Below are 24,437 nucleotides of genomic sequence, written 5' to 3'. Positions count from 1 at the left end.
TGTTTTAGCCGGACAGGATGCGGCTCCCGCCGCAATCGGCGACGTCAGGCCGCCTTCGCCTCAGGCCGATGCAGCGTGAAGGAATGGCCGTCTGCGTCGAAGATGTGCAGGTCGCCGGCGCTCGCGTTCAGCCGCAGCGTCTCGCCCCGCTTGACCTCGACATTGCCGGGCAGCTTGGCTACCAGCGGCAGGTCGGCACGGCCGATATCGACATAGACGAGCTGAACCTCGCCGAGCTGCTCGATATAGTCGACCTTGCCCTCGAACAGATAATCGGTGCCGGTCGCGATCGCGAGATCCTCCGGCCGCACGCCGAAGCTCACCGCCGTGCCACTCGCCGAGGCGGGCGTGGCGATCGGCACCGTCGCCTTGCGCTCGCCGACATGGCTGACCAGGGTCGGGTTGCCGGCTCTCTCGATCTTCGCCGGCAGGATGTTCATCGCCGGCGAGCCGATGAACTGGGCGACGAACAGATTGCCCGGGCATTTGTAGAGCTCCATCGGCGTACCGACCTGCTCGATGCGGCCCTCCTTCAACACCACGATCCGGTCCGCCAGCGTCATCGCCTCGACCTGGTCGTGGGTGACGTAGATCATCGTCGTGTTGGGCATCGATTCCTTGAGCTTGGCGATCTCGATGCGGGTGGCGACGCGCAGTGCGGCGTCGAGGTTCGACAGCGGCTCGTCGAACAGGAACACCTTCGGATTGCGCACGATCGCGCGGCCGATGGCGACGCGCTGACGCTGGCCGCCCGACATCGCCTTGGGCAGCCGGTCGAGATATTTGGTGAGCTGCAGGATTTCGGCGGCTTGGCGCACCCGCTTGTCGATCTCGGCCTTGCTCTCCTTTCCGATTTTCATCGAGAAGGCCATGTTGTCGTAGACCGTCATATGCGGATAGAGCGCATAGGATTGAAACACCATCGCGATGCCGCGCTTCGACGGCGGCACGTCGTTCACCACCTCGCCGTCGATCTGCAGCACGCCCGAGGTGATCTCCTCGAGCCCGGCAATCGATCGCAGCAGGGTCGACTTGCCGCAGCCCGACGGTCCGACGAAGACGATGAACTCGCCCGATTTGATGTCGAGGTCGATGCCGTGGAGAATGTGGATGTTGCCGTAGGATTTCTGCACCTGGTTCAGCGTGACATCGGCCATGATTTCGTCCTCCCAGTTGTCTGTTGCAAACTCAGTCGATACGCCCGAACCAGGCGCCATAGCCGCCGAGGCGGATGGGCCCTGAGCCAGTCTGTCCCGAAAAGCCGTGTCCCGACAAGGGCTTCAGCGTGGCTTTGCCGAGATCGACCTCGGCAGGCTTGCTGCCGAGGTTGAAGACGCAGGCGATGCGCTCATTGCCCTCGCGGCGGGTGAAGGCAACGGTGTCGCCATCGCTTGCGATGAACTCCATGTCGCCCTTGGCAAGCGCCGGGTGCTGGCGCCGGAAGGCAAGAAAGCGCCGGTAATGCTCGAGCAGCGAGTTCGGGTCGCCCTGCTGCACGTTGACCGCTTGCGACAGGTGCTTGTCCGGCACTGGCAGCCAGGGCTTTGCGCCCGAGAAACCGGCGTTCTTTGCGGTTGCATCCCACACCATCGGCGTGCGGCAGCCGTCGCGACCCTTGAATTCCGGCCAGAAGCGAATGCCGTAGGGATCCTGCAGGTCTTCGAATTGAAGTTCCGCCTCGCCGAGGCCGAGCTCTTCGCCCTGGTAGATGCAGACCGATCCGCGCAGCGACATCAACAGCGCCGAGATCACCTTGAGATAGGCGGTCGGATCGGCCTCGTCGGCAGCCCAGCGCGATGCCGGACGCATAACGTCATGGTTGGAGAAGGCCCAGCACGACCAGCCGTCGGTGGCGACCTTGCCGAAGGCTTCCAGCACCGTGCGCACCTTGGCGGCGCTGATCTTCTCGGGCGCCAGGAAGTCGAATGAATAGCACATGTGCACGCGCTTGCCGCCGGCCGTATACGCGGCGACCACTTCCAGTCCGCGCTGGGAGTCGCCGACCTCACCGACGGCGGCCTGGGCCGGATATTGCTCGAGCAGCGCGCGGAACCGCTCGAGGAAGCCGAGATTCTCCGGCCGGCTCTTGTCGTAGATATGGTCCTGGTAGTTGTAAGGGTTTACCGCCGGCGCCGTCTGGTCGTTGCGCTCTTCCGGCGGCAGCGGCGGATTGTCCTCCAGTCCCTGGCTGTGGAAATAGAAGTTGATGGTGTCGAGCCGGAAGCCGTCGACGCCGCGCTCGAGCCAGAAGCGGGTGACGTCGAGCAGCGCGTCCTGGACTTCGGCGTTGTGGAAGTTGAGGTCCGGCTGCTCGGCCAGGAAATTGTGCATGTAATATTGCTGGCGGCTGGTGTCCCACTGCCAGGCCGAGCCGCCGAAGATCGACAGCCAGTTGGTGGGCGGCGTGCCGTCGGGCTTCGCGTCGGCCCAGACATACCAGTCGGCCTTGGGGTTGCCGCGGCTCGAGCGGCTTTCCTTGAACCACGGATGGATGTCGGCGGTGTGCGACAGCACCTCGTCGATCATCACCTTGAGGCCGAGCCGGTGGGCTTCCGCCACCAGCGCACCGAAATCGGCGAGCGTGCCGAACATCGGATCGACGTCGCAATAATCCGACACGTCGTAGCCGAAATCCCGCATCGGCGATTTGAAGAAGGGCGAGATCCAGATGGCGTCGACGCCGAGCGAGGCGATGTAGGGCAGCCGCCGCACAATGCCTTTCAGGTCGCCGATGCCGTCGTCGTTGGAGTCCTGATAGGAGCGCGGGTAGATCTGGTAGATCACCGCCCCCCGCCACCAGTCGCGGTCGACAGCGGGGTCTGGTCTCGAAGTCGCCTTCAAAGCCGATTGCATTGTCTCAACCTCCTTTCACCGAGCCAGCAAGCAGCCCGCGCACGAAATAGCGCTGCAGCGAGAAGAACACGATCAGCGGCACGATGATGGTCACGAAGGCCGAGGTCGTGAGGATTTCCCAATTGCCGCCGCGCGAACCGAGCAGCGCATTGAGCTTCGCCGTCAGCACGATCTGGTCGGGTGCCGTGCCGAGGAAAACCATCGCCACCAGCAGATCGTTCCATACCCACAGGAATTGGAAGATGGCGAATGAAGCGAGCACCGGGAACGACAGCGGCAGCACGATCTTGACGAAGATCTCGAAATCGCTGGCGCCGTCGATGCGGGCCGATTCCATGATCTCGCGGGGCAGACCCGCGATATAGCTGCGCAAGAGGTAGATGGCGAAGGGCAGGCCGAAGCCGGTATGGGCCAGCCAGATGCCGAGATAGGTCTTCGACGGCACGCCGAAGAAGGCGCCGACGCCGTTATAGAGCTTGAGCAGCGGGATCAGCGACATCTGCAGCGGCACCACCAGCAGGCCGATGATGACGGCGATCAGCAGCGCGCGGCCCGGAAAGCGCATCCAGGCCAGCGCGTAAGCCGCGAAGGCCGCAATCAGGATCGGAATCACGGTCGCGGGGATGGTGACCGTCAGCGAGTTCATGAACGAGCGGCCGATGCCTTCCGAAAACAGCACGGCGTCATAATTGTCGGTGGTGAATTTCGGCGGCGCCGAAGAGGCGAAATAGACGCGCTGGCCGCGCTCGCCCTCGAAGGCTTTCGGCGAGGCAAGCACGAAACCGCCGTCGGCGTTCACCTGCAACGTCACGCCCTCGCCGAGATCGGCCGCCGTGCCGGCGGCGTATTGCGTCGGCGCTGCCGCCTTGACGCCGAAGGCGCTGATGTCGCGCTTGGGGCCGTCGCCGAAGATGTTGCCTTCGATGACATACTTGCCGTCCTTCTGCACCTGCGCCGAGGCGGCCGGCAGGCGGCCGGCCTCGGTCTGGCTGGAACTGGCGAAGGAATTCCACCAACCCGAGGCGATGATCTGGTCCTTGTCGCGCAGCGACGAAACAAGGATCCCGAGCGTCGGGATGGTCCAGATCACGACGAAGACGAGGACCGCGATGTGGACGCCGAAGCGGCTGGCGAAGGACTTTCCGGTCTTGGCGGACATCTTAGTGCCCTCCCGTCTCTTTGTTGGCCTGGCGGATGTTCCAGACCATGATCGGAATGACCGCGATCATGATGATGATGGCGATCGTGGCGCCGCGGCCGAAATCGCCGCCGCCGCGGAACATCCAGTCGAACATCAGATTGGCCAGCACCTGGCTGTTCCATTGGCCGTTGGTCATCGTCAGCACGATGTCGAACACCTTGAGCACCAGGATGGTGATGGTGGTCCAGACGACAGCGATGGTGCCCCAGATCTGCGGCACCATGATCTTCCAGAAGATCTGGAACGGATTGGCGCCGTCGATCACCGCGGCCTCCAGCGTCTCTTCCGGAATGCCGCGCAGCGCTGACGACAGGATCACCATGGCGAAGCCGGTCTGGATCCAGATCAGGATGATCATCAGGAAGAAGTTGTTCCAGAACGGCAGTGAGATCCAGACCTGCGGCTGGCCGCCGAAATACTGGATGATCGCGTTGAGCAGGCCGATCTGGACCTGCCCCTCGCCGCGATACTCGTAGATGAACTTCCAGATCACGCTGGCGCCGACGAAGGAGATGGCGAGAGGCAGGAAGATCAGGCTCTTGGCGATCGTACCCCACCAGATCTTGTCGGTGAGCACGGCAATGATCAGCCCGAGAAAGGTACAGGCCGCCGGCACCACCGCCAGCCACAGCACGTTGTTCAGGATGGAGTTGCGGAAATCGTGATCGCCGAACGCCCATTCGTAGTTGGCGAGGCCGACGAAGTTGGCGCCGCTGCGGTCGAGGAAGGAGAGCCGCAACGTCTCGATCACCGGATAGATCAGGTAGATGGTCAGGATGATCATCGCCGGGCCGACGAACAGCCACGGCCGCACCAGCCCCTGCCGGCGCAGATTGTCGACCGCCGCGGTGCCCGAGACCCCGCGCGAGGGGAAGATGATGTCGAGCAGTTTGTTGGCGCCCCAGAAATAGGCGACACAGCCGCCGACGCCGATGATGATGACGAATATGGCCGAGAAAATCTGAGCCGCCATGGGTCCCTCTCCCTGCGCATGATCGGCCGGGCCGAAGCAGCCCTGGCGATAAGGATGCGCCGATTCAGTTTATTCGGAACGAGCGAACGCAAACCGGTCCGGCGTCCATTGCCGGTCGGATCCGGGCCGTAGCCCGGATCCAGTAGGAGGATCAGGAAGGTCTAGCGTCAGGTCGCCACCGGCGGCCTACTTGATAGCATCCCAGCTCTTCTGGATGTCGGTGGCGACGTCCTGGGCGGACTTGCCGCCGACCAGGTCGATCATGCCGGTCCAGAAGGAGCCCGCGCCGATCTTGCCGGGCATCAGGTCCGAGCCGTCGAAGCGGAAGGTCGAGGCGTTGGCCAGGATATCGCCCTGCTTTTTCAGCGCGTCGCTGGCATAGGCTTCCTTGTTGACCGCCTTGAACGGCGTCACGAAGCCGCCCTGCGCCATCCAGATCTCATGCGCCAGCGGCATCTTCAGGAATTCGATGAAGGCGCGCGCCGCCTTGGAGTCCTTGGTGATCATGGCCAGCGTTCCGGCGCCGAGCACGGGCGTGCCGAGATCGGGCTTGGAGGCATAGGGCGGGAAGTAGAAGAAGTCCGCGTCCTGACCGAGCTTGGTGCCTTCCGGGAAGAAGGTCGGGATGAACGAGGCCTGGTGATGCAGGTAGCATTTCGGCGGCACCGCGAAGAGGCCCTTCGGGCTGTCGCGGAAGTCGGTCGCCGCGACCGCCTTGGCGCCGCCGTCGACCATCTTGTCGTCCGTGGCGATCTTGCCGAAAATGTCGATGGCATTGACCACGGCCGGATCGTTGAAGGGGATCTCGTTCTTCACCCACTTGTCGTAGACATCGGGGGTCTGCGTGCGCAGCATGATGTCTTCGACCCAGTCGGTCGCCGGCCAGCCGGTGGCGCCGCCCGAACCGAGACCGATGCACCACGGCTTGCCGCCGTCGGCGATGATCTTCTTCTCGAGGTCGGCGAGTTCTTCCTGCGTCTTCGGCACCTTGTAGCCGGCTTCCTCGAAATTGTCCGGCGAGTACCAGACCAACGATTTCACGTCGGCTTTGTAAGGGAAGGCGAAGAAGCCGGGCTTGCCGTCCTTGTCCTTGAACGTGCCGAGGTCGACCCAGGACTGGCCGGCGCCGTAATTGTCCTTGATCCACTTGGCGGTGTCGTCGCCGAGCGGCGTCAGCAGGCCCTTGGAGGCCAGGTCCTGGATGAGGCCGGGCTGCGGCAGAACGGCGATATTGGGAGGGCTGCCGGCCTGGGTGTCGATGACGATCTGCTGTTCGTAATTTTCGGACGAGGAATATTTGATCTCGGCGCCGGTGGCCTCCTGGAAATATTCGAGAACGGTGCGCACCAAGGTCTCGTCTTCGCCGCGCCACGGCCCGAAGATCGTCAGCGTTTCGCCCTTGAGGTCGACTTTCTTGAGGTCGTCGTAATTTGCCCAGTGGAAGCGCGGGTCCTCGCCCGGCTTGAACTTCAGCTCGGCATGCGCCGGCAGGCTGAGGGCGAGTGCGGCGAACGCGGCACCCAAGAGAAGCATCTTCTTCATCGCTGTTCCTCCCAGTGGTCATGAATGGTTCGGACAAAACCTCCATTTCGTCCGCCGACGCCCGCGGAAACTGTGACTCAGCGAGAGGAGAACCGCAACCTTTCGAAGAGCCTTCCAAAGCGCTTTGGCTTTTTTGATCTCGCCATTGAATCGACCGGAAGTCAAGGGGTCGCGGACATTAATCGATTTAAATTTCATCGCGGAGAGTACGAAAGTGCAGTGCAGCATGCTTTTTTGGCGGTGCAGCAGCAATTTCGGCTTCAAACGGGTCCACCCGGCCCCTATGGTCGAAAAGTCCAGCAGCGTCGTGGGGCTGTCATTGGATTGATTCAAATTGAAAGCGCTTTGAGGTGTCGGGGGCCTCCGTGAACCTGAAGCAACTCGCCCATATGCTGTCGCTCTCGCAGACCACGGTGAGCCGGGCGCTGAACGGCTATCCAGAAGTCAACGAGGAAACGCGGCGCCGGGTGATGGATGCCGCCAAGCGCCATGGCTACCGGCCGAACCCCAGCGCGCGCCGGCTGGCCACCGGCAAGTCGGGCATGATCGGCTACGTGCTGCCCACCGGCAATGCGGTCGACATCGATCCGCATTTCGTCGAGTTCCTGTCCGGCCTAGGCGACTATGCCCGCTCGCATGAGCTCGACCTCGTGCTCTCGCCGGCTGATGCCGACGACCAGGAGACCACCTACCGCCGCATCGTCGCCAACCGCCAGGTCGACGCCGTCTATATTTCATCGCCGCGTCCGGCCGATCGGCGGCTGGCGCTGGTCAACACGCTGGGTATCCCGTTCCTCGTTCATGGCCGCAGCGAGGGCCTTGATTTCAACTATCCTTATCTCGACATCGACAATGAGGGCGCCTTCCATGAGGCGGCAAGGCTTCTCGTCCAGCTCGGCCACAAGCGGCTGGCGCTGATCAACGGCGACGACCGTGAGACCTTCGCCATTCACCGCGAGCGCGGCGTGCGCCGGGCGCTGGCCGCGAGCGGGCTCGCGTTTGGCGAGCGCCACATCTGTTCCGCGACCATGACCGAGGAGAACGGCTACCGCGCCGCCCGCCGCCTGCTCGAGCAGGGCGAGCCGCCGACTGCGATCGTCTGCTCCAGCCTGATCATGGCGCTGGGCGTGGTGCGTGCCGTGCGCGACCTCGGCCTGACCATTCCGGGCGACCTGTCGCTGGTCGCCCACGACGACGTTTTCCCCTGGCTGCGGCCGGAGAATTTTCCGGTGCCGCTGTCGACGACGCGCTCCTCGATCCGGCTCGCCGGCGCGCGCGTCGCCGAACGCCTGGCGGCACGGATATCGGGGCTGGAGGAGGGGGCGCGCGGTGAGGTCTGGCCTGTCGATCTGGTGGTGCGAGGATCGGTCGCCGGCGCGCCGGGTTAGTGAGGGCGGCGGCGAAGATCATGGCCTTGAGTTCTTCAAGGGCCGGTCGAAGGCGCTGACCGTTGATGCATTTGACCCGCGGGGATCGCCGAAGCGCCGTTGCTTTTTTGGAACGCGGGGCATTGGTGAGGGTTTTCCGCTTTATAGTCGAATGAGTTCGGCATCATGCCGACAACCGGGACTTGGGAGGAAGATCGAAGCAAAGGTGACAACGCTATGCGTGTGCTGGTTCGAGTTGCGGCTATTGTCATCGTACTAGTGGCACTGCTGTATCTGGGATTGTGGTATTCGACCGGCGACTCGGGTTTTCTGCTTATCCTCGGCGGCACGCCAGCCCAATAGCTCCCCCGCACCCCGAAGCGTCGAGCGCCGACGCTTCGGGTCTGGGATCCTCGACCAATCGAAGAAAGCGCCTGCCCAGCCGGCACGAACCGCCGGTCAACGAAGGGGAGGCTCACATCCAGCCGACTTGCGCACTAATCAATGTGCAGATTGCGAATGCTCGCCGCCCGGCCGCGAGATATCGCGCAAAGCGTCTCCAGTCTCTGCAGTTTTGCCATTTGTCGCCAGATCGCCAATGGAAACGATGCCGACGAGCCGCTTGTCTCGATTGAGGACGGGGAGTCGGCGCACTTGCAAGTCGCCCATGTTTTCGAGCACACGCTCGACATCATCGTCATCAAAGCAGTATTTGACCTCCGGGCTCATCACATCCCCTACCTTGGCGTCAGGTCCTTTACCCGCCGCCACCCCACGGATGGCGATATCGCGATCGGTTATCATGCCGACCAGCCGATCACCGTCGGCCACGGGGACGGCCCCCGCGTCAAGCCTTTCCATCATCTGCGCCACGTCGCGAATTGACTGTTCGGGATTGGCAATCGTTACATCCTTTGTCATGCAACTGCGGATCTTCATTGTTCTCTCCCAGGTACGAAACCCTCCGCCGGATCGGTATTTGACCAGGAACTAATTGTTCGGCGGTAGCGTTCCATCACAAACTGGGTCTCCTGGTTCATCGCGACGAGCGAGCTATTATCCGGCGTCGACTCGCCGCCGCCGCTCGGTGGAGGCGGGTGCCAAAATCGCAAAAAGCACCGAACGACCGACTAGCTACTGACTTGGCATGAAACCGCAGCTTTCGCCGAAGTTGTGCAGGAAAGGGATCTGTCCGATGCCGAAATCAACGAAACAGGAAAAAGCACGGAAACCAATACCAGATAACCCCAATCCAAAGGACAAGCCGCCGAGGGACACGCGTGAAAACCCAGCCCCGAACCCAGATGGTCCCAGCGAACTACCTGATGCGAGCATGCGAGAAGAGGTCGAGGCCGTCAGTCCGAAGCGCCAGTGACCAACGGTGGTGCCGGTGCGCGTCGCCGAACGGCTGGCGGCGCGCATATCGGGGCTGGAGGAAGGGTCGCGGGGCGAGGTCTGGCCGGTCAATCTGGTGGCGAGGGGATCGGTGGCGGGGGCGCCGGTATAAAGTCAGATACGCCGGGCCGTCCTGGATTCCTTGCGAACGATAGCGTGCCAGTGCACATTGCCTCATGCATATGGCCGGACGCTACATCCTGCTCATCTCGGCAGCGCTCGCTCCCAGCGCTTTCCCAACATTTTCCGTTGCGGAGGAGGCCTCGCCTCCCATCCTTGCATCACCAACCACCCGCCTGATAGGCATCACCGCCACGGGGCCGCAAGCCGATTTGGATCGATTGCAGGCATTAACCCGGAAAAGCAGCTTTCCGAGCAAGCAAATGAACTCGCCCGAAGGATGGGAACTCTTTGTCGTATTTCCAGCAGGCAGCGATCCCTCTGCCGTTGCGGCTTTCCTCGATCGGTTGCGAAGCAGTGAGTTTGCGACGCTTCAGTTTGGGGCCGCAACCGCGCCTTTGGACCAGTGACCCAAACCGGCAAACGGTCCGTCTGACAACGCTACTTCGCCGCCTCAGCCGCCTTCGTGTCGATCAGCCCATAGCCGAAATCATTGTCGCGTCCCTTCGGCCCGAGATCCTTCGCGGTGGCGGCGAGCGCCTTCTCGATCTCGTCGGCCGACCGGTTGGGCGCGGCATGCATCAGGTTGGCGATGGCGCCGGACACGATCGCTGCCGCGAAGGAAGTGCCGGTCACCACCTCGGAGCCGGCGCCGCTCGGCGCCACCATCTCCACGCCCGGCGCCGAGATGAAGACATAAGGGCCGCGATTGGCCTGCGGCATCAGCCCGTCCTTGGCGTCGGTGGCGGTCACCGCGATGACGCCGTCGAAGGCGCCTGGATAGCCGTACGGCGCCTTCGGCCCGTTGTTGCCCGCGGCCGCCACCAGCACCATGCCGAGCGCGCGCGCGTTGCGGCAGGCGGTGCCCAGCAGGTCGTTCTTCGGGCCGACGAAGCTCATATTGATGATGCTCACATCCTGCTCGGCCGCCCAATCGAGCGCCGAAAGGATGACGTCCATGGTCGACTTGCCGCCTTCGAAGGCGCGCGCGTGAAAAATCCTGGCGCCCGGCGCCATGCCCTCCAGCGCGCCGACGCCGGCAATCAGCCCGTCGACCGAGGTGCCGTGGTCGCGCTTCTCGATCGGCACGTTGGGCATCGCGTCGAACTGCCCGGCGATGACCCCGGCCAGCGCCGGATTGCTGTCGTCGATGCCGGTGTCGATGACGGCGATGCGGACATTCTCCCCGCTCGCCTGCTTTGAATCGAGCGCGATGCGCTCGAAGGCATAATTCACGATGCCGGCCGCCTGCTGCAGCGAATAGATATGGTTGGGTTCGCGCCGCTGCGTGCGCCCGTCGGCGGCAAGCTGCGCCAACACCACGCCGACCGGTCGCCCGTCGGTAATGCCGAATCGCACCAGCGTTGAGCCGAGCAGCCGCGACTGGCGCTGCGAACGCACCTGCAGGCCGAAGGCGGTGGCGATCTGCTGCACCGCGCCGGCATCGCCGTTCACCGTCACCAGCACCTCGTCGGGCACGAACTCGCCGGACACGGCGCGCGGCGGCGCGGCCAGATTGAGACCGGTGGGCACTGTGACCGGCCCGCTTGGCGGGGACGCGGGTGGCAGCGCGTCCGTCGCGCCGCCCGGCTGCTGGGTTCCGCCCGGCGGGCCTGACGGCGCCGCACTCGCCGGCGGGTTTGGAAACAGATCGACGATCAGCGCCGGGATGAACACCGCGCCCCCGACAGCGCCGCCCTTACTGGTGCCGCCATTCTTGGCGCCACCGTCCTTGTCACAGTCCGCGCCCGCTGCGGTGCCCCGGTCGAGGCAGTCGACTTGTGTCTGGGTGAGCTTTGAATCATTGGTCTGCGCAAAGGCGGGCGCGGCGACGAATGCCGTCGCCGCAAGGATTGCCGCATGCAGAATGACCGCCTTAGCCGCCATCGGCCGGTTTCCTTCCCTGCACCACAGCCTCCGCGAAAGGCTGGGCGGCAATAAGGCCGACGAGCTTCTCGTAATCGGCTGCGCTGCTGGCCGGAATGGTCAGGTGGAACACGCCGTCGGCAGTCGGTCCGCCGGCGATCTTCAGCCCGTTCTGGCCAAGGAAGGCGGCGATCTCCGACATCTTGGCGTCCGCCTTGAACTTGACCAGCGCGAAGGGCAGCTTCGCCAGATCGTCCTGGGCGCCGGCGATCTCGAAATCATTGCCCTTGCCGCCCGGCTGCTCGAAGGACTGTACCAGGACAAGCGCCAGCAGCGCCGCGGCCGCGGCCCAGGCGACGCCGGCGGGCATTGCCGTCACCCGGCCGAAGACCTTGGCGAGCCAGGACTGGCCGGCAGGTGCGCGGGCCGGACCGGCTTCGGCGTCGAGCGCCCGGGCGAAACGCGAGAGCGCATCGGCGGGAGGGCGGAGCGCTTCGTTGGCGGCCGCGGTGCCGGAGAACTCTGCTTCCGCCTCGCCAAGCGCGGCAAGGGCGGCGGGATCCGTGGCCAGCCATTCCTCGACGGCCTCCAGCTCGGCGCCTTCCAGAGAGCCGTTCAGATAGAACGGCAGCAGCGTCTCCATCTCGTCGCGGCGCGACATCTTTTCAGCGGCGCTCATGGCCACCCCCTGTCGTAACCGGCGGCCTTCAAGGCCTCGCCGAGTTTCTTGCGGGCGTAGAACATCCTGGTCTTGACTGTCGCCACCGGAATGCTGAGCACCTCGCCGATCTCGGTCACCGACTGTCCGTGGTAGTAGGCAAGGTCGATCACCGTGCGGTGCTCTTCCGGCAGGGCGTTGACGAAGCGGCGCAAGGCGGCGGCCTTGTCTTCCTTCATGGTGACGACCTCCGGCGTATCGGCGCTGTCGGGAACCTGCGCCGCGTCATCGTCGTCGATCCAGTCTTCCTTCTTCTTGCGCAGCATCGACAGCGCCTTGAAGCGGGCGATGCCGAGCAGCCATGTCGAGACTTCGGAGCGGCCTTCGAAGCCGGGCGCCTGGCGCCACAGCTCGAGGAAGACCTCGTTGGTGATATCGTCGGCCATCATTTCCGATCCCGTCTGCCGCGCCACGAAGCGGTAGATCCGCGCGTGGTGACGCATGAACAGGAGCCGCACGGCAGCCCGGTCGCCCTTCGCGACCCGGTCTACGAGCGCGCGATCGGTTTCGGTCGCCGCATTCATGGCCGGTCGAGCCGCCTGGCTCCTCGTGGCTGTGTCGCTGATTGGATCAAAAAGGTTCATCCTCCGCCAAGGAATTTCCGGAAGCTAGCCGAAGAGCAGGGAGGTTGCCAGAGTGTCTCTCTTCTTCCCGTCACTATACGCGGAGAAGGTGCCGGCAGGCGGATGAGGGGCGGCTCCAGCGTTCCTGTCTACGCATCGACGCTGGCGCTGCCCTCACCCTCTCCCCGTATGGACGGGGAGAGGGCGCGCCGACGCTACCTTCATTCCAAAAACACCTTCGCCTTCATCGTCGGCGGTATCGCCACGCCGAGCCGGCGCAGCACCGTCGGCGCCAATTGCAACTGGTCGAGCAGCGTATCGGCTTCCGGTCCTTTCGCCGGGCCGAAATAATAAAGCGCGAAATCCTGCATCTCGTCGTCGTGACCGCCGTGGTGGCCGCGGTTCGTCTGGCCGTGGTCGGCGGTGACGATCACCTCGTAGCCGGCCCGCCGCCAGCCGGGCAGGAAGGCGGCAAGCATGCCGTCCGCCGCGTAGCAGGCATGGTCCATCTCGTGGCAGTCATGGCCGAAGCGATGGCCCATCGAGTCCAGCGTGCAACTGTGCAGGATTCCGTAATCGATGCCGTAACGCCTGGTCAGCATGGTCAGCGTCGCGAACAGGTCGACGTCGCTCGGCGTCATCTGGTTCTTCAGATTGTAGCCGGTCATGGTGTGGAAGCGGCCATGCGTGATCGGGCCGCCCGGCTCGTCATATTCCATGTCCTCGACCAGGTCGAAAGGACAGGAACGGAAGAACTCCGACCAGTAGGAATGGGCGACGGCGCCAGTCTTGCCGCCGGCCTTGCTGACCTCGGAGAAGATATCGGGCTGCTCGACCCGGAACCGGTTCTCGTTGGACAGAATGCCGTGCACTTGCGGCGAAACACCGGTGTGGATCGAGGCGTAGCAGCAGGCCGAGGTCGACGGCAGCACCGAGCGCATCCTCCACACCTGCGCCTCGCCCGACTGCACCCAGCCTTCCAGATTGCCCATCAGCCGGCGCCAGTTCCGGTAGGGCACGCCGTCGAGGATGACGAGCAGCAGTCGGGATTTGAGCGCCACGGGCTGCTCCATGCGGGCTTGCGAGAGGGCTGCGTCTGGGCCGAATGATCAGGTCCAAACGCTGAGAAAGACCTGGGCCCTAGTTGCCGGCGCTCGCCATGCGCCGCCCCGAGATGGCCTTCTCGAGCCAGCCAATCTCCATCTCCGGAACGGAGGACAGAAGGAGGTCCGTATATGCATCGAAGGGCGGCGTCAGCACCTTGCTCTTCGAGCCATAGCGGACCACCTCACCGCGATACATCACCGCGATGGAGTCGGCGATCGACTTCACCGTCGCCAGATCGTGGGTGATGAAGAGATAGGCGACCTTCTCGACCTGCTGCAGGTTGAGCAAGAGTTTGAGGATGCCGTTGGCGACCAGCGGGTCGAGTGCCGACGTCACCTCGTCGCAGATGATCAGCTTCGGCTTGGCCGCCAGCGAGCGGGCGATGCAGACGCGCTGCTTCTGGCCGCCGGAAAGCTCGGCCGGGTAGCGGTCGACGAAACCCTTGCCCATCTCGATCTGGTCGAGCAGTTCGGTTACGCGCTTGTCGCGCTCGCGGCCCTTGATGCCGAAGTAGAACTCCAGCGGCCGGCCGATGATGGTGCCCACCGTCTGGCGCGGGTTCATCGCCACGTCCGCCATCTGGTAGATCATCTGCAGCTGGCGCAAATCTTCCTTCGGCCTGTCGGCCAGCCGGTTGCCGAGCGTGCGGCCGTCGAACACGACGCTGCCCTGCTCGGGCGGCAGCAGGCCGGTTATGGCGCGCGCCAGCGTTGACTTGCCTGAGCCGCTCTCGCCGACCACCGCCAGCGTCTGGCCGGGAAAGATATCGACGGAAACATTCTTCAGCACCTTGATGTGGCCGCCGCCATAGGCAGCCGTCACGTTCTTCACCGACAGCATCGGCGCGTTGCCCGGCTGCTGCTCGTCATGCTTGATCTCATGCACCGAGACCAGCGCGTTGGTGTATTCCTGCCGCGGCTCCTTGATGATCTGGCGGGTGCCGCCCCATTCGACCAGCCGGCCGTGACGCAGCACCATGATCTCGTCGGCCACCTGCGCGACCACCGCGAGGTCGTGGGTGATGTAGAGCGCCGCCACATGGGTGTCGCGGATGGCATCCTTGATCGCCGCCAGCACGTCGATCTGCGTCGTCACGTCCAGCGCCGTGGTCGGCTCGTCGAAGACGATCAAGTCCGGCTCCGAGCACAGCGCCATCGCCGTCATCACGCGCTGCAGCTGCCCGCCCGAGACCTGGTGCGGGAAGCGCTGGCCGATCGTTTCGGGATTGGGCAGGCTGAGCTTCTTGAACAGGGCCACGGCACGCTTCTCCGCTTCGGCCCGCGTCGCCGTGCCGTGCAGAAGCGCCGCTTCCACCACCTGGTCCATCAGCCGGTGCGCCGGATTGAAGGCGGCGGCCGCCGATTGCGCGACATAGCAGACCTCGCGCCCGCGCAGCTTGCGGAAGCCTTCCTTGCCACCCTTCATGATGTCGCGGCCGTTGAGGATCACCTCGCCGCCGGTGATGCGCACGCCGCCGCGGCCATAGCCCATGGACGACAGGCCGATGGTCGACTTGCCGGCGCCGGATTCGCCGATCAGGCCGAGCACCTTGCCCTTTTCCAGCGTCAGCGAAACGTCGTGGACGAGCGTGATGGTCTTCGGCGCCTCGCCGGGCGGATAGACCGTCGCTTCGATGCGCAGATTGCGGATATCGAGCAGAAGGCCTGACTTCGCTTTGCCGTCAGCCATCAGCCGCGCCCTCCCTTCAGGCTCGTCGTGCGGTTGAGCACCCAGTCGGCCACGAGATTGACCGAGATCGCCAGCGCCGCGATCGCCGCGGCCGGGATCAGCGCGGCCGGAATGCCAAACACGATGCCGTCCTTGTTCTCCTTCACCATGCCGCCCCAATCGGCATCCGGCGGCTGCACGCCGAGGCCGAGGAAGGAAAGCGTCGACAAGAACAGCACCGCATAAATGAAACGCAGCCCCAGCTCCGAGACGAGCGGCGATAATGCGTTGGGCAGGATCTCGCGGAAGATGATCCAGCCGCTGCCTTCACCGCGCAGCTTGGCGGCCTCGACATAATCCATGACGTTGATGTCGACGGCGACTGCGCGCGAAAGGCGATAGACGCGGGTGGAGTCGAGAACGCCCATCACCAGGATCAGCGTCACCAGATTGGTTGGCAGCACCGAGAGCACCACCAGGCCCATGATCAGTGTCGGGATCGACATCAGGAGGTCGACGAGGCGCGACAGGATCGTGTCGAACCAGCCGCCGAACACCGCGGCCGAAAAGCCAAGGATGGCGCCGACCGAGAAGGACAGCGCGGTGGCCAGCACCGCGATGAACAGCGTGATGCGGGCGCCGTAGATCATGCGCGACAGCAGGTCACGGCCGAGATTGTCGGTGCCCAGCCAGTGGGCCGACGACATCGGCCCCCAGACGTCGCCAATGATCTCGGCATTGCCGTGCGGCGCGATCCAGGGCGCAAAGACCGCCATAAGCACGAATAGCGTTGTTAGCACGACGCCGACAAGAGCGGGGATGGGGATGCGTCTGATATCGAGCATATCGGTCGCCCCCTACTTCGGATGCCTGAGACGCGGATTGGCGACGATCGCCGCAATGTCCGCAATGATGTTGAGGCTGATGTAGACCGCGGCAAAGATCAGCCCGACCGCTTGCACGACCGGCACGTCGCGCTTGGTGACGTGATCGACGAGATACTGGCCCATGCCCGGATAGACGAAGATCACCTCGACCACGACGACGCCGACGACGAGATAGGCAAGGTTGAGCATGACGACGTTGATGATCGGCGCGATGGCGTTCGGGAAGGCATGCTTGCGGATGACGGCAAAGGCGGAAAGACCCTTGAGCTCGGCCGTCTCGACATAAGCCGATTGCATGACGTTCAGGATCGCAGCGCGCGTCATGCGCATCATATGGGCAAGCACCACCAGCGTCAGCGCCGAGGCCGGCAGCGCGATCGCCTGTATGCGCTCGCCGAGCGGCATTCCTTCATAGACGGTGGAGATGGCGGGGAACCACTGGTGCTGAACCGCGAAGTAGAACACCAGCAGATAGCCGATGAAGAATTCCGGGAACGAAGTCGAGGCGAGCGCCAGCCCGGAGATCAGCTTGTCGACCCAGCCATTACGGAAGCGCACCGCGATCAGTCCCAGCGTGATGGCCAGCGGCACGGCGACGATCGCCGCCCAGAACGCCAGGAACAGCGTGTTCCACAGCCGGTCCTTGATCGACGTCGCTATGTCCTGCCCGCTCGACATGGCTGTGCCGAGGTCGCCGGTGAGCACGCCGCCCAGCCAGTGAAAGTAGCGGATATAGGCAGGCTGGTTAAGCCCGAGCTGCTCGCGCAGGTTGGCGAGCGACTCCGGCGTCGCCGATTGTCCGAGGATGGCTTGCGCGACGTCGCCGGGCAGGATCTGGGTGCCGGCGAAGATCAGGACCGAAACGGCCAGCAGAAGGAGGATGCCCAGCGCAATGCGCTGGGCCACCAGTTTCACGATGGGCGAGGACATCTCCGCAAGGCCAGGCTCAGGCTTCGAGCCAGCACTTTGCCAGAGCGTAGCCGTTGCTCAGTTCCTGATGCGGATCGTCGACCCAGCCGCCCACCTTGGGGCCGGTCGCGTCGATGAACTGGTTGAACATCGGCAGGATCAGACCGCCTTCGTCGCGCACCATGACGGCCATGTCGTGGTACATCGCCTTGCGCTTTGCCTCGTCGAGCTCGGCGCGCGCCGCCAGCACCATCTTGTCGAAATCCGGGCGCTTGAAGCGGGTGTCGTTCCAGTCGGCGCTCGACAGATAGGCTGTCGAGTACATCTGGTCCTGCGTCGAGCGGCCGCCCCAGTAGGAGGCGCAGAAGGGCTGCTTGTTCCACACCTCGTTCCAGTAGCCGTCGCCGGGCTCGCGCTTGATCTCGAGCTTGATGCCGGCCTTGGCCGCGCTCTGCTGATAGAGCTGCGAGGCATCGACGGCCCCGGGGAAGGCGACGTCCGACGTCCTGAGAAGAATCGAACCGTCATGGCCCGACTTCTTGTAGTGGAACTTGGCCTTGTCGGGATCGTACTTGCGCTGCTCGATCTCTGTGAACAGCGGGTAAGACGCATTGATGGGGAAGTCGTTGCCGAGCGATCCATAGCCGCGCAGCACCTTGTTCAGCATCTCCTCGCGGTCGATCGCCAGCTTCAGCGCCATCCTGAGGTCGTTGTTGTCGAACGGCGCCGTGTTGCAGTGCATGATGAACACGTAGTGGCCGGGACCGGAGTGGTTGCGGATGGTGACGCCCGGCACGCGCTTGATCAGGTCGACGATCTTCGGCTCGACGCGGTTGATCATGTTGACCTGGCCGCCCTGCAGGGCCGCCGTGCGCGCCGTCGCGTCGTTGATGACGACGACTTCGATCTGGTCGGCGTGGCCCATCTTGTCGCCCTGCCAGTAGTTGGCGAAGCGCTCGCCGACATGGCGCACGCCGGGCTCGTTGACCTTGACCTTGTACGGACCGGCGCTGATACCCGCATCGGGCTTGTCCTTGCCGCCGTTCGGCTGGACGATCAGGTGATAGTCGCTGAGCAAATAGGGAAGATCGGCATTGGCCTCCTTCAGCGTCAGCACGACTTCCTTGCCGTTGGCCTTGATGGTCTCGATGCCCTTCATGTAGCCCAGCGCGCCGGACTTCGACTTCTCGTCGGAATGGCGCTCCAGCGTCGCTGCGACGTCCTGCGCGGTCACGGTCTTGCCGTTGTGGAATTCGACGCCGTCGCGGATCTTCAGTGTCCACACCTTGGCGTCGTCGGACGAGCCGATCTCCTCGGCGATGCGGTTCTCGAGCTTGCCGTCGGGCGACAGCTCGACGATCATTTCGCCCCAGCATTTGCCGAAGGCGAACGGCACCTGCGTCATCATCAGCGCCGGATCGAGGCTGTTGGTGGACTCGCCGCCGACGAGGCCGGCCTTCAGCGTGCCGCCCTTGACGGGACCGGCGGCGCGAGCCGCGCTCGAAAGCAGCGAATTGGCGAAGGGCGCGCTGATGCCGAGGGCGGCGGCGCGGCCGAGAAAGTCACGGCGGCTGAGCTTGCCGGCAGCGACGCGACGGCTGAGATAGTCGAGTTCATTGGACATGTTTTGGTTCCTCACTCTGATGGTTCGACCATGCGGTCGTTTCTTGTTCTTGTGAGGATAATGACCGCAACGGAAAGCTGTAACAAGACCGAATGCGACATACCGTGGCGTAAATGGCGCGTCGCAATTGGACTAACTTTGCCAGCGCTCAGACGAGGGCGCGGGGAATCGTCTGCTCGAAGTCGCGCTCGAAAACCAAAGTTTCTCCCTCATAGGCCTCGATTCTGGCCTTGAGCATGAAATTTTGCGCGTTCGCGCGCATCTCGGCAAAGGTCTCGGTCCGCACCCACCATTCATTTCGCGACAACGTTTGCGTCCAATGGGTGCTTCCCGTCGCCGACAGCGGATCGTCGGGATGGATCGTCCAGATCTCCCGGACGATGCTGCCATGGACCAGTCCATGTTCCAGGTCGCGCACCTCGCCGAAATCGTCGGTTATGGCGAGCGTGACCACACCGGTCTTTTCGTTGCGCTCGACACGGCGCTCGGAATTGGTCGGCCTGAGCGTTTCCGTTGCCCAGGGCGTGGCGCCTTCCGGGTCGGCGAAGGAGGTCTCGTCGCCTTTCGCCAGCGGGCGCAGCGGCAGCTTGAGTGTCGCCTTCGAAAGCTCGAGACGCACCGGCTCGGGCGATGGCCAGATCATGGGCCAGTAGGCATTGGAAACCGCGATCCTCAGCCGGTGGCCGGCCGGCATCCGGTAGGCGCACTGGTCGAGCACGACGCGCGCCGAGACGGTCTCGCCCGGTACCAGCGCTTCCGGGAATTCATGCGAGTTGCGATGCGTGAGGTTGAGCACGCCATAGGAGATCAGTTCCGAGGCGCCGTCGGGATGGACGTCGCAGAGCCGGACCGCGATGTTCGCCTGACGGCGATCGGAGGCGACCCGGACTTCAAGCTCCGGCGCGCCGACGATGTCGATCGCCGCCTCGAGTTCCGGCTGATCGAAGCACACCGACAATGCGTCGTCGGAACGCTGGTCGCCCGGCAGTTCCGGCCCGAAGGTGAACGGAAAATATTCGCCGCCGGCGAGCCCGCAGGTCTGCGGGGACGCCAAAATCGAAGGTCTGGTACCCTCCGGGATGAGCTCGACCGCCTCGACCTTGATGATGGGCGACGGCCACTCCTGTTCCGCAATCCAGCGGCCCGGCCGCTTCGGGTGCCACCGGGCGGGCCGAACGCTGTCCATCACATAGGCGCGGTAGTCGGGGTCGTGCTCGACGCCGGTCTCCTCGCCCTTCAACCAGCGGTCCCACCAGCGCAGCGCCTCCTGCAGGAAGCCGATGGCCGGCTTGGGGGCCGCGTAGTGCGGGTATTTGTGGATCCAGGGGCCGACGATGCCTTTGACCGGCGACTGGATGTTGGTGACCAAGTGCGAGATCGTGTTGCGGTAGCCGTCATGCCAGCCCCCGATCGACAGCACCGCCGCATGGACGGCCGAAAAATCCTCGCAGATCGAGCCGCGTTTCCAATAATCATCGCGATGCTGGTGGCTGAGCCATAGCGGCCCCAGGAACGGCTGGTTCTCCAGCCGGTTAAGCCAAAGATCGCGCCAGCGGTTGCCGCCGGCAATCAGCGGATCCGGCGGCCGCGACGAATAGGAAAGCATCGTCGAGGCCCAGCCGAAATTCTCCAGCAGCAGGCAGCCGCCCTTGTAGTGGATGTCGTCGGCATAGCGGTCCACCGTCGAGCACAGGCTGATCACCGCCTTGAGCGCCGCCGGCTGCTTCGCCGCCACTTGCAGGCAGTTGAAGCCGCCCCAGGAGATGCCCATCATGCCGATATTGCCGTTGCACCAAGGCTGCGCGGCCGCCCAAGCGATGACGTCGCAGGCGTCCTGCAGTTCCTGCTCGGAATATTCGTCGTCCATCAGCCCTTCGGAATCGCCGTTGCCGCGCATGTCGACGCGGATCGAGGCGTAGCCGTGGCCGGCGAAATAGGGATGGGTCAGTTGATCGCGCAGGATCGTTCCGTCGCGCTTGCGGTAGGGCAGGTGCTCGAGGATCGCCGGCACCGGATCGTCGGCCGCATCCTGCGGCATCCAGACCCGCGCCGATAGCCGGCAGCCATCCGGCATGACGATGCCCATATCGGGAAATTCGACGACCTTGCGGGGGAATTCAGTGACGGTTTTCATGGCAAGCACATGGTGGAGCCGCCGGCGCCGCGTCATGGGCCAGCCGGCGAAATCGGCTGGTCAACTCAGTTCCTGGTCAACTCTCAGTTCAACGGAATATCGTTCTCGCTCTTGCTCGCCTGATAGGTGCCGGAGAGTTCGTCATAGCGTGCCGAGATCTGGCCGATACGCGCCTCCAGCCGCTTGCGATCGGCTTCGGGCAAAGCGCGCACCAGCCTGCGGATCGAAAAACTCTTCCAGTAGGCGTTCTCCGCATTGTAGCCGCCGGGATCGAGGGTGAAGACCTCCTTCAGGATCTTCAAATCATGCGGGATGGCGAAGCTGTCGCGCGAATCCTCATGGCTGAAGAGATAGTAGAAATTGTCGAAGCCGGTCCAGGTGATCGCCGACAGGCAGAGCGAGCAGGGCTCGTGCGTGGCGATGAAAAGCGCATCCTTGGTGTCGACACGCTCGGCCCTCGGCATTTCGTAGAAGCGCTTCAGGCAATGCACCTCGCCATGCCAGAGCGGGTTTTCGATCTCATTGTTGGTTTCGGCGAGCACCAGCGAGCGATCGCTTTTTCGGAGGATCGCGGCGCCGAAGAGCTTGTTGCCGTGGGCAACGCCTTCGGCCGTCCTCGGCACGATGTCGAGCTCGATCACGTCGAGCAGGCGGTCGATCAGCGAAATGTCGGTCATGGGAAATCGGAGGCTTTCAGGGAAGGTGGATTTCGTAAGGGTGCGAGAAGTGAAACTCTTCGAGATTGGACCCCTCGCCGCCACGGTCCACGATCAGGAAATCCTGCTCCTCGCCGATCGGCGTCAGCACGCCGTGCCAGAGGTTGCGGCGATAGTTGATGCCCTGTCCGGGCGCGGTGATGAATGCATGCGGTTCGCCCGGTCCGTCCTTGGTGTCACGGCACACGACAACCAGGAACGGGCGCGGTGACAATGGAATGAAAGCCTGGCTGCCCAGCGGATGGCGCTCGACCATGGTCAGCTTCAGCGGCAACTCGTAAGGCGTGCCGCGCACCATAGAGATCAGCACGCGCGCATTCGGCCCGGCAGCCTCGGCCGTGGCGAGGTCGTGATAGCGCATCGCCTTGCCGCCATTGATCGGGTAGCGGTCGTCGCCCCCCATGTCGATGACGTCGCCGAACGGCGCGAAGTTTTCGCGCGTCAGCGGCCGGGCGACGATACGGGTCACCGCCCGCGGCCCCCAAGGGCGGCGCCGCCAAGCTTGGCGTGGCGGTTGACGTCCTTGTAGAGCAGGTAGCGGAAATTGCCGGGACCGCCGGCATAGCAGGCCTGCGGGCAGAAGGCGCGCAGCCACATGAAGTCGCCGGCCTCGACCTCGACCCAGTCCTGGTTGAGGCGGTAGACGGCCTTGCCTTCGAGCACGTAGAGCCCGTGCTCCATCACATGCGTCTCGGCAAAGGGGATCACCGCGCCTGGCTTGAGCGTCACGATGGTGACGTGCATGTCGTGGCGCATGTCGGCCGGGTCGACGAAGCGCGTCGTCGCCCAGCGGCCCTCCGTGCCGGGCATCGGACTCGGCGTCACCTCTTGGTCGCTGCTGAAGAAGGCTTCCGGTGTGTCGAGGCCATCGACGGCTTCATAGGCCTTGCGGATCCAGTGGAAGCGAACGGCAGTGGTGCTCTCGTTGCGCACCGTCCAGCCGCTTGCCGGCGGCAGGAAGGCGAAGCCGCCGGGGGCAAGCACGTGCGTATTACCGTCAAGCGAAACGCTGAGCTCGCCCTCGACCACGAACAGCACGCCCTCGGCGCCGGTATCGAGTTCCGGCCGGTCACTGCCGCCGCCGGGCAGCACTTCGACGATGTATTGCGAAAACGTCTCGGCAAAGCCGGAGAGCGGCCGCGCGATGATCCAGGCTCTGGTCTGGTCCCAGAACGGCAGCGGGCTGGTGACGATATCCTGCATCACGCCCTTTGGGATGACCGCATAGGCCTCGGTGAAGACAGCGCGTCCCGTCAAAAGCTCGTTCTGACCGGGATGGCCGCCATGCGGTGCATAGTAGGTTCGCTCGGCCACTTTCATCATATCCATGTGTTGAAACCTATTGTGGAAGCATGTCTCTCAGCCGAAGCAGCGCGATGCGCTCGACCTGTTTGCAGGCGGTGTCGAACTCCACACCGCGGCCATTGCCGATCCGTGCCTCGAACTCGGCCAGGATCTCGTCCTTGCTCTTGCCCTTGACCGCTATGATGAACGGGAAGCCGAAGGTGGTGACGTAGGCGGCGTTGAGTTTCGTGAACAGCTCGCGCTCCTTGTCGGTCAGCGCGTCGAGCCCGGCGGAGGCCTGTTCTCTGGCCGATTCCGGCGTCAGCCGCCTGGCCTTCGCCAGCTTGCCGGCAAGGTCCGGATGCGCATTGAGCACGGAAAGGCGCTCGGCTTCGGTAGCGGCGCGGAAGACGCGGCAGAGCGCATTGTGCAGGCCGCCGGCGCTGTCATGCGCCGGACCGAGCTCCAGCTCGTAGGCGCGCTCGGCGATCCACGGCGAATGTTCGAACACCCCGCCGAAGGCGTGCACGAAGGCCTCGAACTGCATCCGCGACGGACGCAGAACCGGCGCCTGGTAAGGATGCGTCTCGCGCCAGTGGCGCGCGATGTCGATGCGCCGGGTCAGCCAAACCTTATCGTGCGACCTCACATAGTCGACGAAGCGCTTCAGCGCTGCGGCGCGGCCCGGACGTCCGACCAGCCGGCAATGCAGGCCGATATTCATCATGCGCGGCCGACCCGCCTTGCCCTCGGCATAGAGCGTGTCGAAGCTATCCTTCAGATAAGCGAAGAACTGGTCGCCCGAATTGAAGCCTTGAGGCGTTGCAAAGCGCATGTCGTTGGCGTCGAGCGTGTAGGGAATGATGAGCTGAGGCTTTTCCAGCCCTTCGCGGTCGAACCAGTAGGGGAGCTCGTCGTCATAGGTATCGGAGACGTAGTCGAAACCGCCCTCTTCCGCCACGAGCCGCACTGTGTTGACCGAGGTGCGGCCGGTGTACCAGCCGGTCGGCCGCGTCCCGGTGACTTCGGAATGCAGCCGGATCGTCTCTTCGAGATCCCGCCGTTCCTCCTCCGCGCTATGGTCGCGATAGTCGATCCATTTCAGCCCGTGCGAGGCGATCTCCCACTCGGCCTCCTGCATCGCCGCCACCTGGTCGGGCGAGCGCGCGAGTGCGGTCGCGACGCCGTAACAGGTCACCGGTACCTGCGCTTCGGTGAACAGCCGGTAGAGCCGCCAGAAGCCGGCCCGCGCGCCGTATTCGTAGATCGATTCCATGTTCCAGTGGCGCTGGCCGGGCCAGGGCGCGGCACCGACGATCTCCGACAGGAAAGCTTCCGAGGCCTTGTCGCCATGCACAACGCAGTTCTCGCCGCCTTCCTCGTAATTGACGACGAACTGCACCGCGACATGCGCGCCGCGCGGCCATTTCGGGTCCGGCGGGTTGGCTCCGTAGCCGCGCATGTCCCTGTCGTAACGCATTGTCGCTCCTGCCCGGTGGTTGCACTGAAG

General features: G+C 64.0%; 21 protein-coding genes and 1 pseudogene. 3 read left to right on the top strand and 19 right to left on the bottom strand.

The annotated features are described in order from the left end of the window. Positions 1–44 precede the first annotated feature (44 nt). From ugpC to EJ074_RS14405, 5 genes are all read right to left on the bottom strand, one after another. Positions 45–1,157: a sn-glycerol-3-phosphate ABC transporter ATP-binding protein UgpC gene (gene ugpC, locus EJ074_RS14425; protein WP_129553545.1), complete on the bottom strand. Its 1,113-nt coding sequence runs from the start codon at positions 1,155–1,157 to the stop codon at positions 45–47. Between the two features lie 31 nt (positions 1,158–1,188). After that, the gene (locus EJ074_RS14420; RefSeq protein WP_129553544.1) at positions 1,189–2,853 is read right to left on the bottom strand and encodes an alpha-glucosidase family protein; all 1,665 of its coding nucleotides are present in this window, start codon (positions 2,851–2,853) and stop codon (positions 1,189–1,191) included. Between the two features lie 4 nt (positions 2,854–2,857). Then, positions 2,858–4,012: a carbohydrate ABC transporter permease gene (locus tag EJ074_RS14415; protein ID WP_095805010.1), complete on the bottom strand. Its 1,155-nt coding sequence runs from the start codon at positions 4,010–4,012 to the stop codon at positions 2,858–2,860. A gap of 1 nt (position 4,013) precedes the next feature. Beyond that, entirely contained in the window at positions 4,014–5,027 is a 1,014-nt protein-coding gene (locus EJ074_RS14410; protein WP_095805009.1) for a sugar ABC transporter permease, read from the bottom strand. A 186-nt stretch (positions 5,028–5,213) separates the two neighbouring features. Then, a complete protein-coding gene (locus tag EJ074_RS14405; protein WP_095805008.1) occupies positions 5,214–6,569 on the bottom strand; it encodes an ABC transporter substrate-binding protein in 1,356 nt (451 codons plus the stop codon). 365 nt (positions 6,570–6,934) lie between these two features. On the opposite strand from EJ074_RS14405, the gene EJ074_RS14400 reads away from it, so the two are divergent. Next, positions 6,935–7,957: a substrate-binding domain-containing protein gene (locus tag EJ074_RS14400; RefSeq protein ID WP_095805007.1), complete on the top strand. Its 1,023-nt coding sequence runs from the start codon at positions 6,935–6,937 to the stop codon at positions 7,955–7,957. A gap of 480 nt (positions 7,958–8,437) precedes the next feature. On the opposite strand, the gene EJ074_RS14395 is transcribed toward EJ074_RS14400, so the two are convergent. Further along, positions 8,438–8,875, bottom strand: coding sequence for a CBS domain-containing protein (locus tag EJ074_RS14395; protein ID WP_129553543.1), 438 nt, complete (start codon positions 8,873–8,875; stop codon positions 8,438–8,440). Between the two features lie 454 nt (positions 8,876–9,329). Here EJ074_RS14395 and EJ074_RS30750 point away from each other — a divergent pair. Both EJ074_RS30750 and EJ074_RS14385 read left to right on the top strand, forming a co-directional pair. Continuing rightward, positions 9,330–9,443: pseudogene (locus EJ074_RS30750) on the top strand (transcriptional regulator); the annotation flags it as partial. A 64-nt stretch (positions 9,444–9,507) separates the two neighbouring features. Beyond that, entirely contained in the window at positions 9,508–9,861 is a 354-nt protein-coding gene (locus tag EJ074_RS14385; protein WP_095805005.1) for a hypothetical protein, read from the top strand. Between the two features lie 31 nt (positions 9,862–9,892). Here EJ074_RS14385 and EJ074_RS14380 read toward each other — a convergent pair whose 3' ends face one another. The 13 genes from EJ074_RS14380 to puuE all read right to left on the bottom strand — a co-directional run bounded on the left by EJ074_RS14380 (position 9,893) and on the right by puuE (position 24,407). Further along, a complete protein-coding gene (locus EJ074_RS14380; protein WP_095805004.1) occupies positions 9,893–11,338 on the bottom strand; it encodes a S8 family serine peptidase in 1,446 nt (481 codons plus the stop codon). Further along, positions 11,328–11,996: an anti-sigma factor gene (locus EJ074_RS14375; protein ID WP_095805003.1), complete on the bottom strand. Its 669-nt coding sequence runs from the start codon at positions 11,994–11,996 to the stop codon at positions 11,328–11,330. Before EJ074_RS14375 ends, EJ074_RS14380 begins: the two co-directional genes overlap by 11 nt. After that, the gene (locus EJ074_RS14370) at positions 11,993–12,559 is read right to left on the bottom strand and encodes a sigma-70 family RNA polymerase sigma factor (RefSeq protein ID WP_095805410.1); all 567 of its coding nucleotides are present in this window, start codon (positions 12,557–12,559) and stop codon (positions 11,993–11,995) included. Before EJ074_RS14370 ends, EJ074_RS14375 begins: the two co-directional genes overlap by 4 nt. Positions 12,560–12,819: 260 nt before the next feature. Further along, positions 12,820–13,659: an alkaline phosphatase family protein gene (locus tag EJ074_RS14365; protein ID WP_095805409.1), complete on the bottom strand. Its 840-nt coding sequence runs from the start codon at positions 13,657–13,659 to the stop codon at positions 12,820–12,822. A gap of 79 nt (positions 13,660–13,738) precedes the next feature. Beyond that, positions 13,739–15,394: an ABC transporter ATP-binding protein gene (locus tag EJ074_RS14360; protein WP_095805002.1), complete on the bottom strand. Its 1,656-nt coding sequence runs from the start codon at positions 15,392–15,394 to the stop codon at positions 13,739–13,741. Then, complete coding sequence (locus tag EJ074_RS14355; protein ID WP_129553542.1) at positions 15,394–16,218, bottom strand: ABC transporter permease; 825 nt, start codon at positions 16,216–16,218, stop codon at positions 15,394–15,396. Before EJ074_RS14355 ends, EJ074_RS14360 begins: the two co-directional genes overlap by 1 nt. Positions 16,219–16,230: 12 nt before the next feature. Further along, positions 16,231–17,190: an ABC transporter permease gene (locus EJ074_RS14350; RefSeq protein WP_095805000.1), complete on the bottom strand. Its 960-nt coding sequence runs from the start codon at positions 17,188–17,190 to the stop codon at positions 16,231–16,233. A gap of 16 nt (positions 17,191–17,206) precedes the next feature. Next, positions 17,207–18,793 carry an ABC transporter substrate-binding protein gene (locus tag EJ074_RS14345; RefSeq protein WP_095804999.1) on the bottom strand — a complete coding sequence of 529 codons (1,587 nt, stop codon included), beginning with the start codon at positions 18,791–18,793 and terminating at the stop codon, positions 17,207–17,209. A 148-nt stretch (positions 18,794–18,941) separates the two neighbouring features. Next, complete coding sequence (locus EJ074_RS14340; protein WP_129553541.1) at positions 18,942–20,927, bottom strand: CocE/NonD family hydrolase; 1,986 nt, start codon at positions 20,925–20,927, stop codon at positions 18,942–18,944. Positions 20,928–21,010: 83 nt separating this feature from the next. Continuing rightward, positions 21,011–21,604 carry a nucleoside deaminase gene (locus tag EJ074_RS14335; protein WP_095804998.1) on the bottom strand — a complete coding sequence of 198 codons (594 nt, stop codon included), beginning with the start codon at positions 21,602–21,604 and terminating at the stop codon, positions 21,011–21,013. Positions 21,605–21,620: 16 nt separating this feature from the next. Further along, complete coding sequence (locus EJ074_RS14330; RefSeq protein WP_095804997.1) at positions 21,621–22,112, bottom strand: ureidoglycolate lyase; 492 nt, start codon at positions 22,110–22,112, stop codon at positions 21,621–21,623. After that, positions 22,109–22,972 (bottom strand): bifunctional allantoicase/(S)-ureidoglycine aminohydrolase, encoded by an 864-nt coding sequence (locus tag EJ074_RS14325; protein ID WP_095804996.1) that lies wholly within the window; start codon positions 22,970–22,972, stop codon positions 22,109–22,111. The genes EJ074_RS14330 and EJ074_RS14325 overlap by 4 nt, the downstream gene beginning before the upstream one ends. 10 nt (positions 22,973–22,982) lie before the next feature. After that, positions 22,983–24,407: an allantoinase PuuE gene (gene puuE, locus EJ074_RS14320; protein WP_095804995.1), complete on the bottom strand. Its 1,425-nt coding sequence runs from the start codon at positions 24,405–24,407 to the stop codon at positions 22,983–22,985. Positions 24,408–24,437 lie beyond the last annotated feature (30 nt).

The organism is Mesorhizobium sp. M3A.F.Ca.ET.080.04.2.1 (genome assembly GCF_003952525.1).
Classification (GTDB): Bacteria; Pseudomonadota; Alphaproteobacteria; order Rhizobiales; family Rhizobiaceae; genus Mesorhizobium.
Note: the sequence above shows the minus strand (reverse complement) of the source record. Positions and strands in the feature narration are given on the sequence as shown.

Bases quoted from the DNA above. Each gene is read 5' to 3' on its own strand.
- EJ074_RS14335 (WP_095804998.1), bottom strand. From the start codon at position 21,604: ATGACCGACATTTCGCTGATCGACCGCCTGCTCGACGTGATCGAGCTC.
- EJ074_RS14380 (WP_095805004.1), bottom strand. From the start codon at position 11,338: ATGGCGGCTAAGGCGGTCATTCTGCATGCGGCAATCCTTGCGGCGACG.
- EJ074_RS14355 (WP_129553542.1), bottom strand. From the start codon at position 16,218: ATGCTCGATATCAGACGCATCCCCATCCCCGCTCTTGTCGGCGTCGTG.
- EJ074_RS14325 (WP_095804996.1), bottom strand. From the start codon at position 22,972: ATGGATATGATGAAAGTGGCCGAGCGAACCTACTATGCACCGCATGGC.
- EJ074_RS14340 (WP_129553541.1), bottom strand. From the start codon at position 20,927: ATGAAAACCGTCACTGAATTCCCCCGCAAGGTCGTCGAATTTCCCGAT.
- EJ074_RS14410 (WP_095805009.1), bottom strand. From the start codon at position 5,027: ATGGCGGCTCAGATTTTCTCGGCCATATTCGTCATCATCATCGGCGTC.
- EJ074_RS14420 (WP_129553544.1), bottom strand. From the start codon at position 2,853: ATGCAATCGGCTTTGAAGGCGACTTCGAGACCAGACCCCGCTGTCGAC.
- EJ074_RS14385 (WP_095805005.1), top strand. From the start codon at position 9,508: ATGCATATGGCCGGACGCTACATCCTGCTCATCTCGGCAGCGCTCGCT.
- puuE (WP_095804995.1), bottom strand. From the start codon at position 24,407: ATGCGTTACGACAGGGACATGCGCGGCTACGGAGCCAACCCGCCGGAC.
- EJ074_RS14360 (WP_095805002.1), bottom strand. From the start codon at position 15,394: ATGGCTGACGGCAAAGCGAAGTCAGGCCTTCTGCTCGATATCCGCAAT.
- EJ074_RS14350 (WP_095805000.1), bottom strand. From the start codon at position 17,190: ATGTCCTCGCCCATCGTGAAACTGGTGGCCCAGCGCATTGCGCTGGGC.
- EJ074_RS14345 (WP_095804999.1), bottom strand. From the start codon at position 18,793: ATGTCCAATGAACTCGACTATCTCAGCCGTCGCGTCGCTGCCGGCAAG.
- EJ074_RS14395 (WP_129553543.1), bottom strand. From the start codon at position 8,875: ATGAAGATCCGCAGTTGCATGACAAAGGATGTAACGATTGCCAATCCC.
- ugpC (WP_129553545.1), bottom strand. From the start codon at position 1,157: ATGGCCGATGTCACGCTGAACCAGGTGCAGAAATCCTACGGCAACATC.
- EJ074_RS14415 (WP_095805010.1), bottom strand. From the start codon at position 4,012: ATGTCCGCCAAGACCGGAAAGTCCTTCGCCAGCCGCTTCGGCGTCCAC.
- EJ074_RS14370 (WP_095805410.1), bottom strand. From the start codon at position 12,559: ATGAATGCGGCGACCGAAACCGATCGCGCGCTCGTAGACCGGGTCGCG.
- EJ074_RS14375 (WP_095805003.1), bottom strand. From the start codon at position 11,996: ATGAGCGCCGCTGAAAAGATGTCGCGCCGCGACGAGATGGAGACGCTG.
- EJ074_RS14405 (WP_095805008.1), bottom strand. From the start codon at position 6,569: ATGAAGAAGATGCTTCTCTTGGGTGCCGCGTTCGCCGCACTCGCCCTC.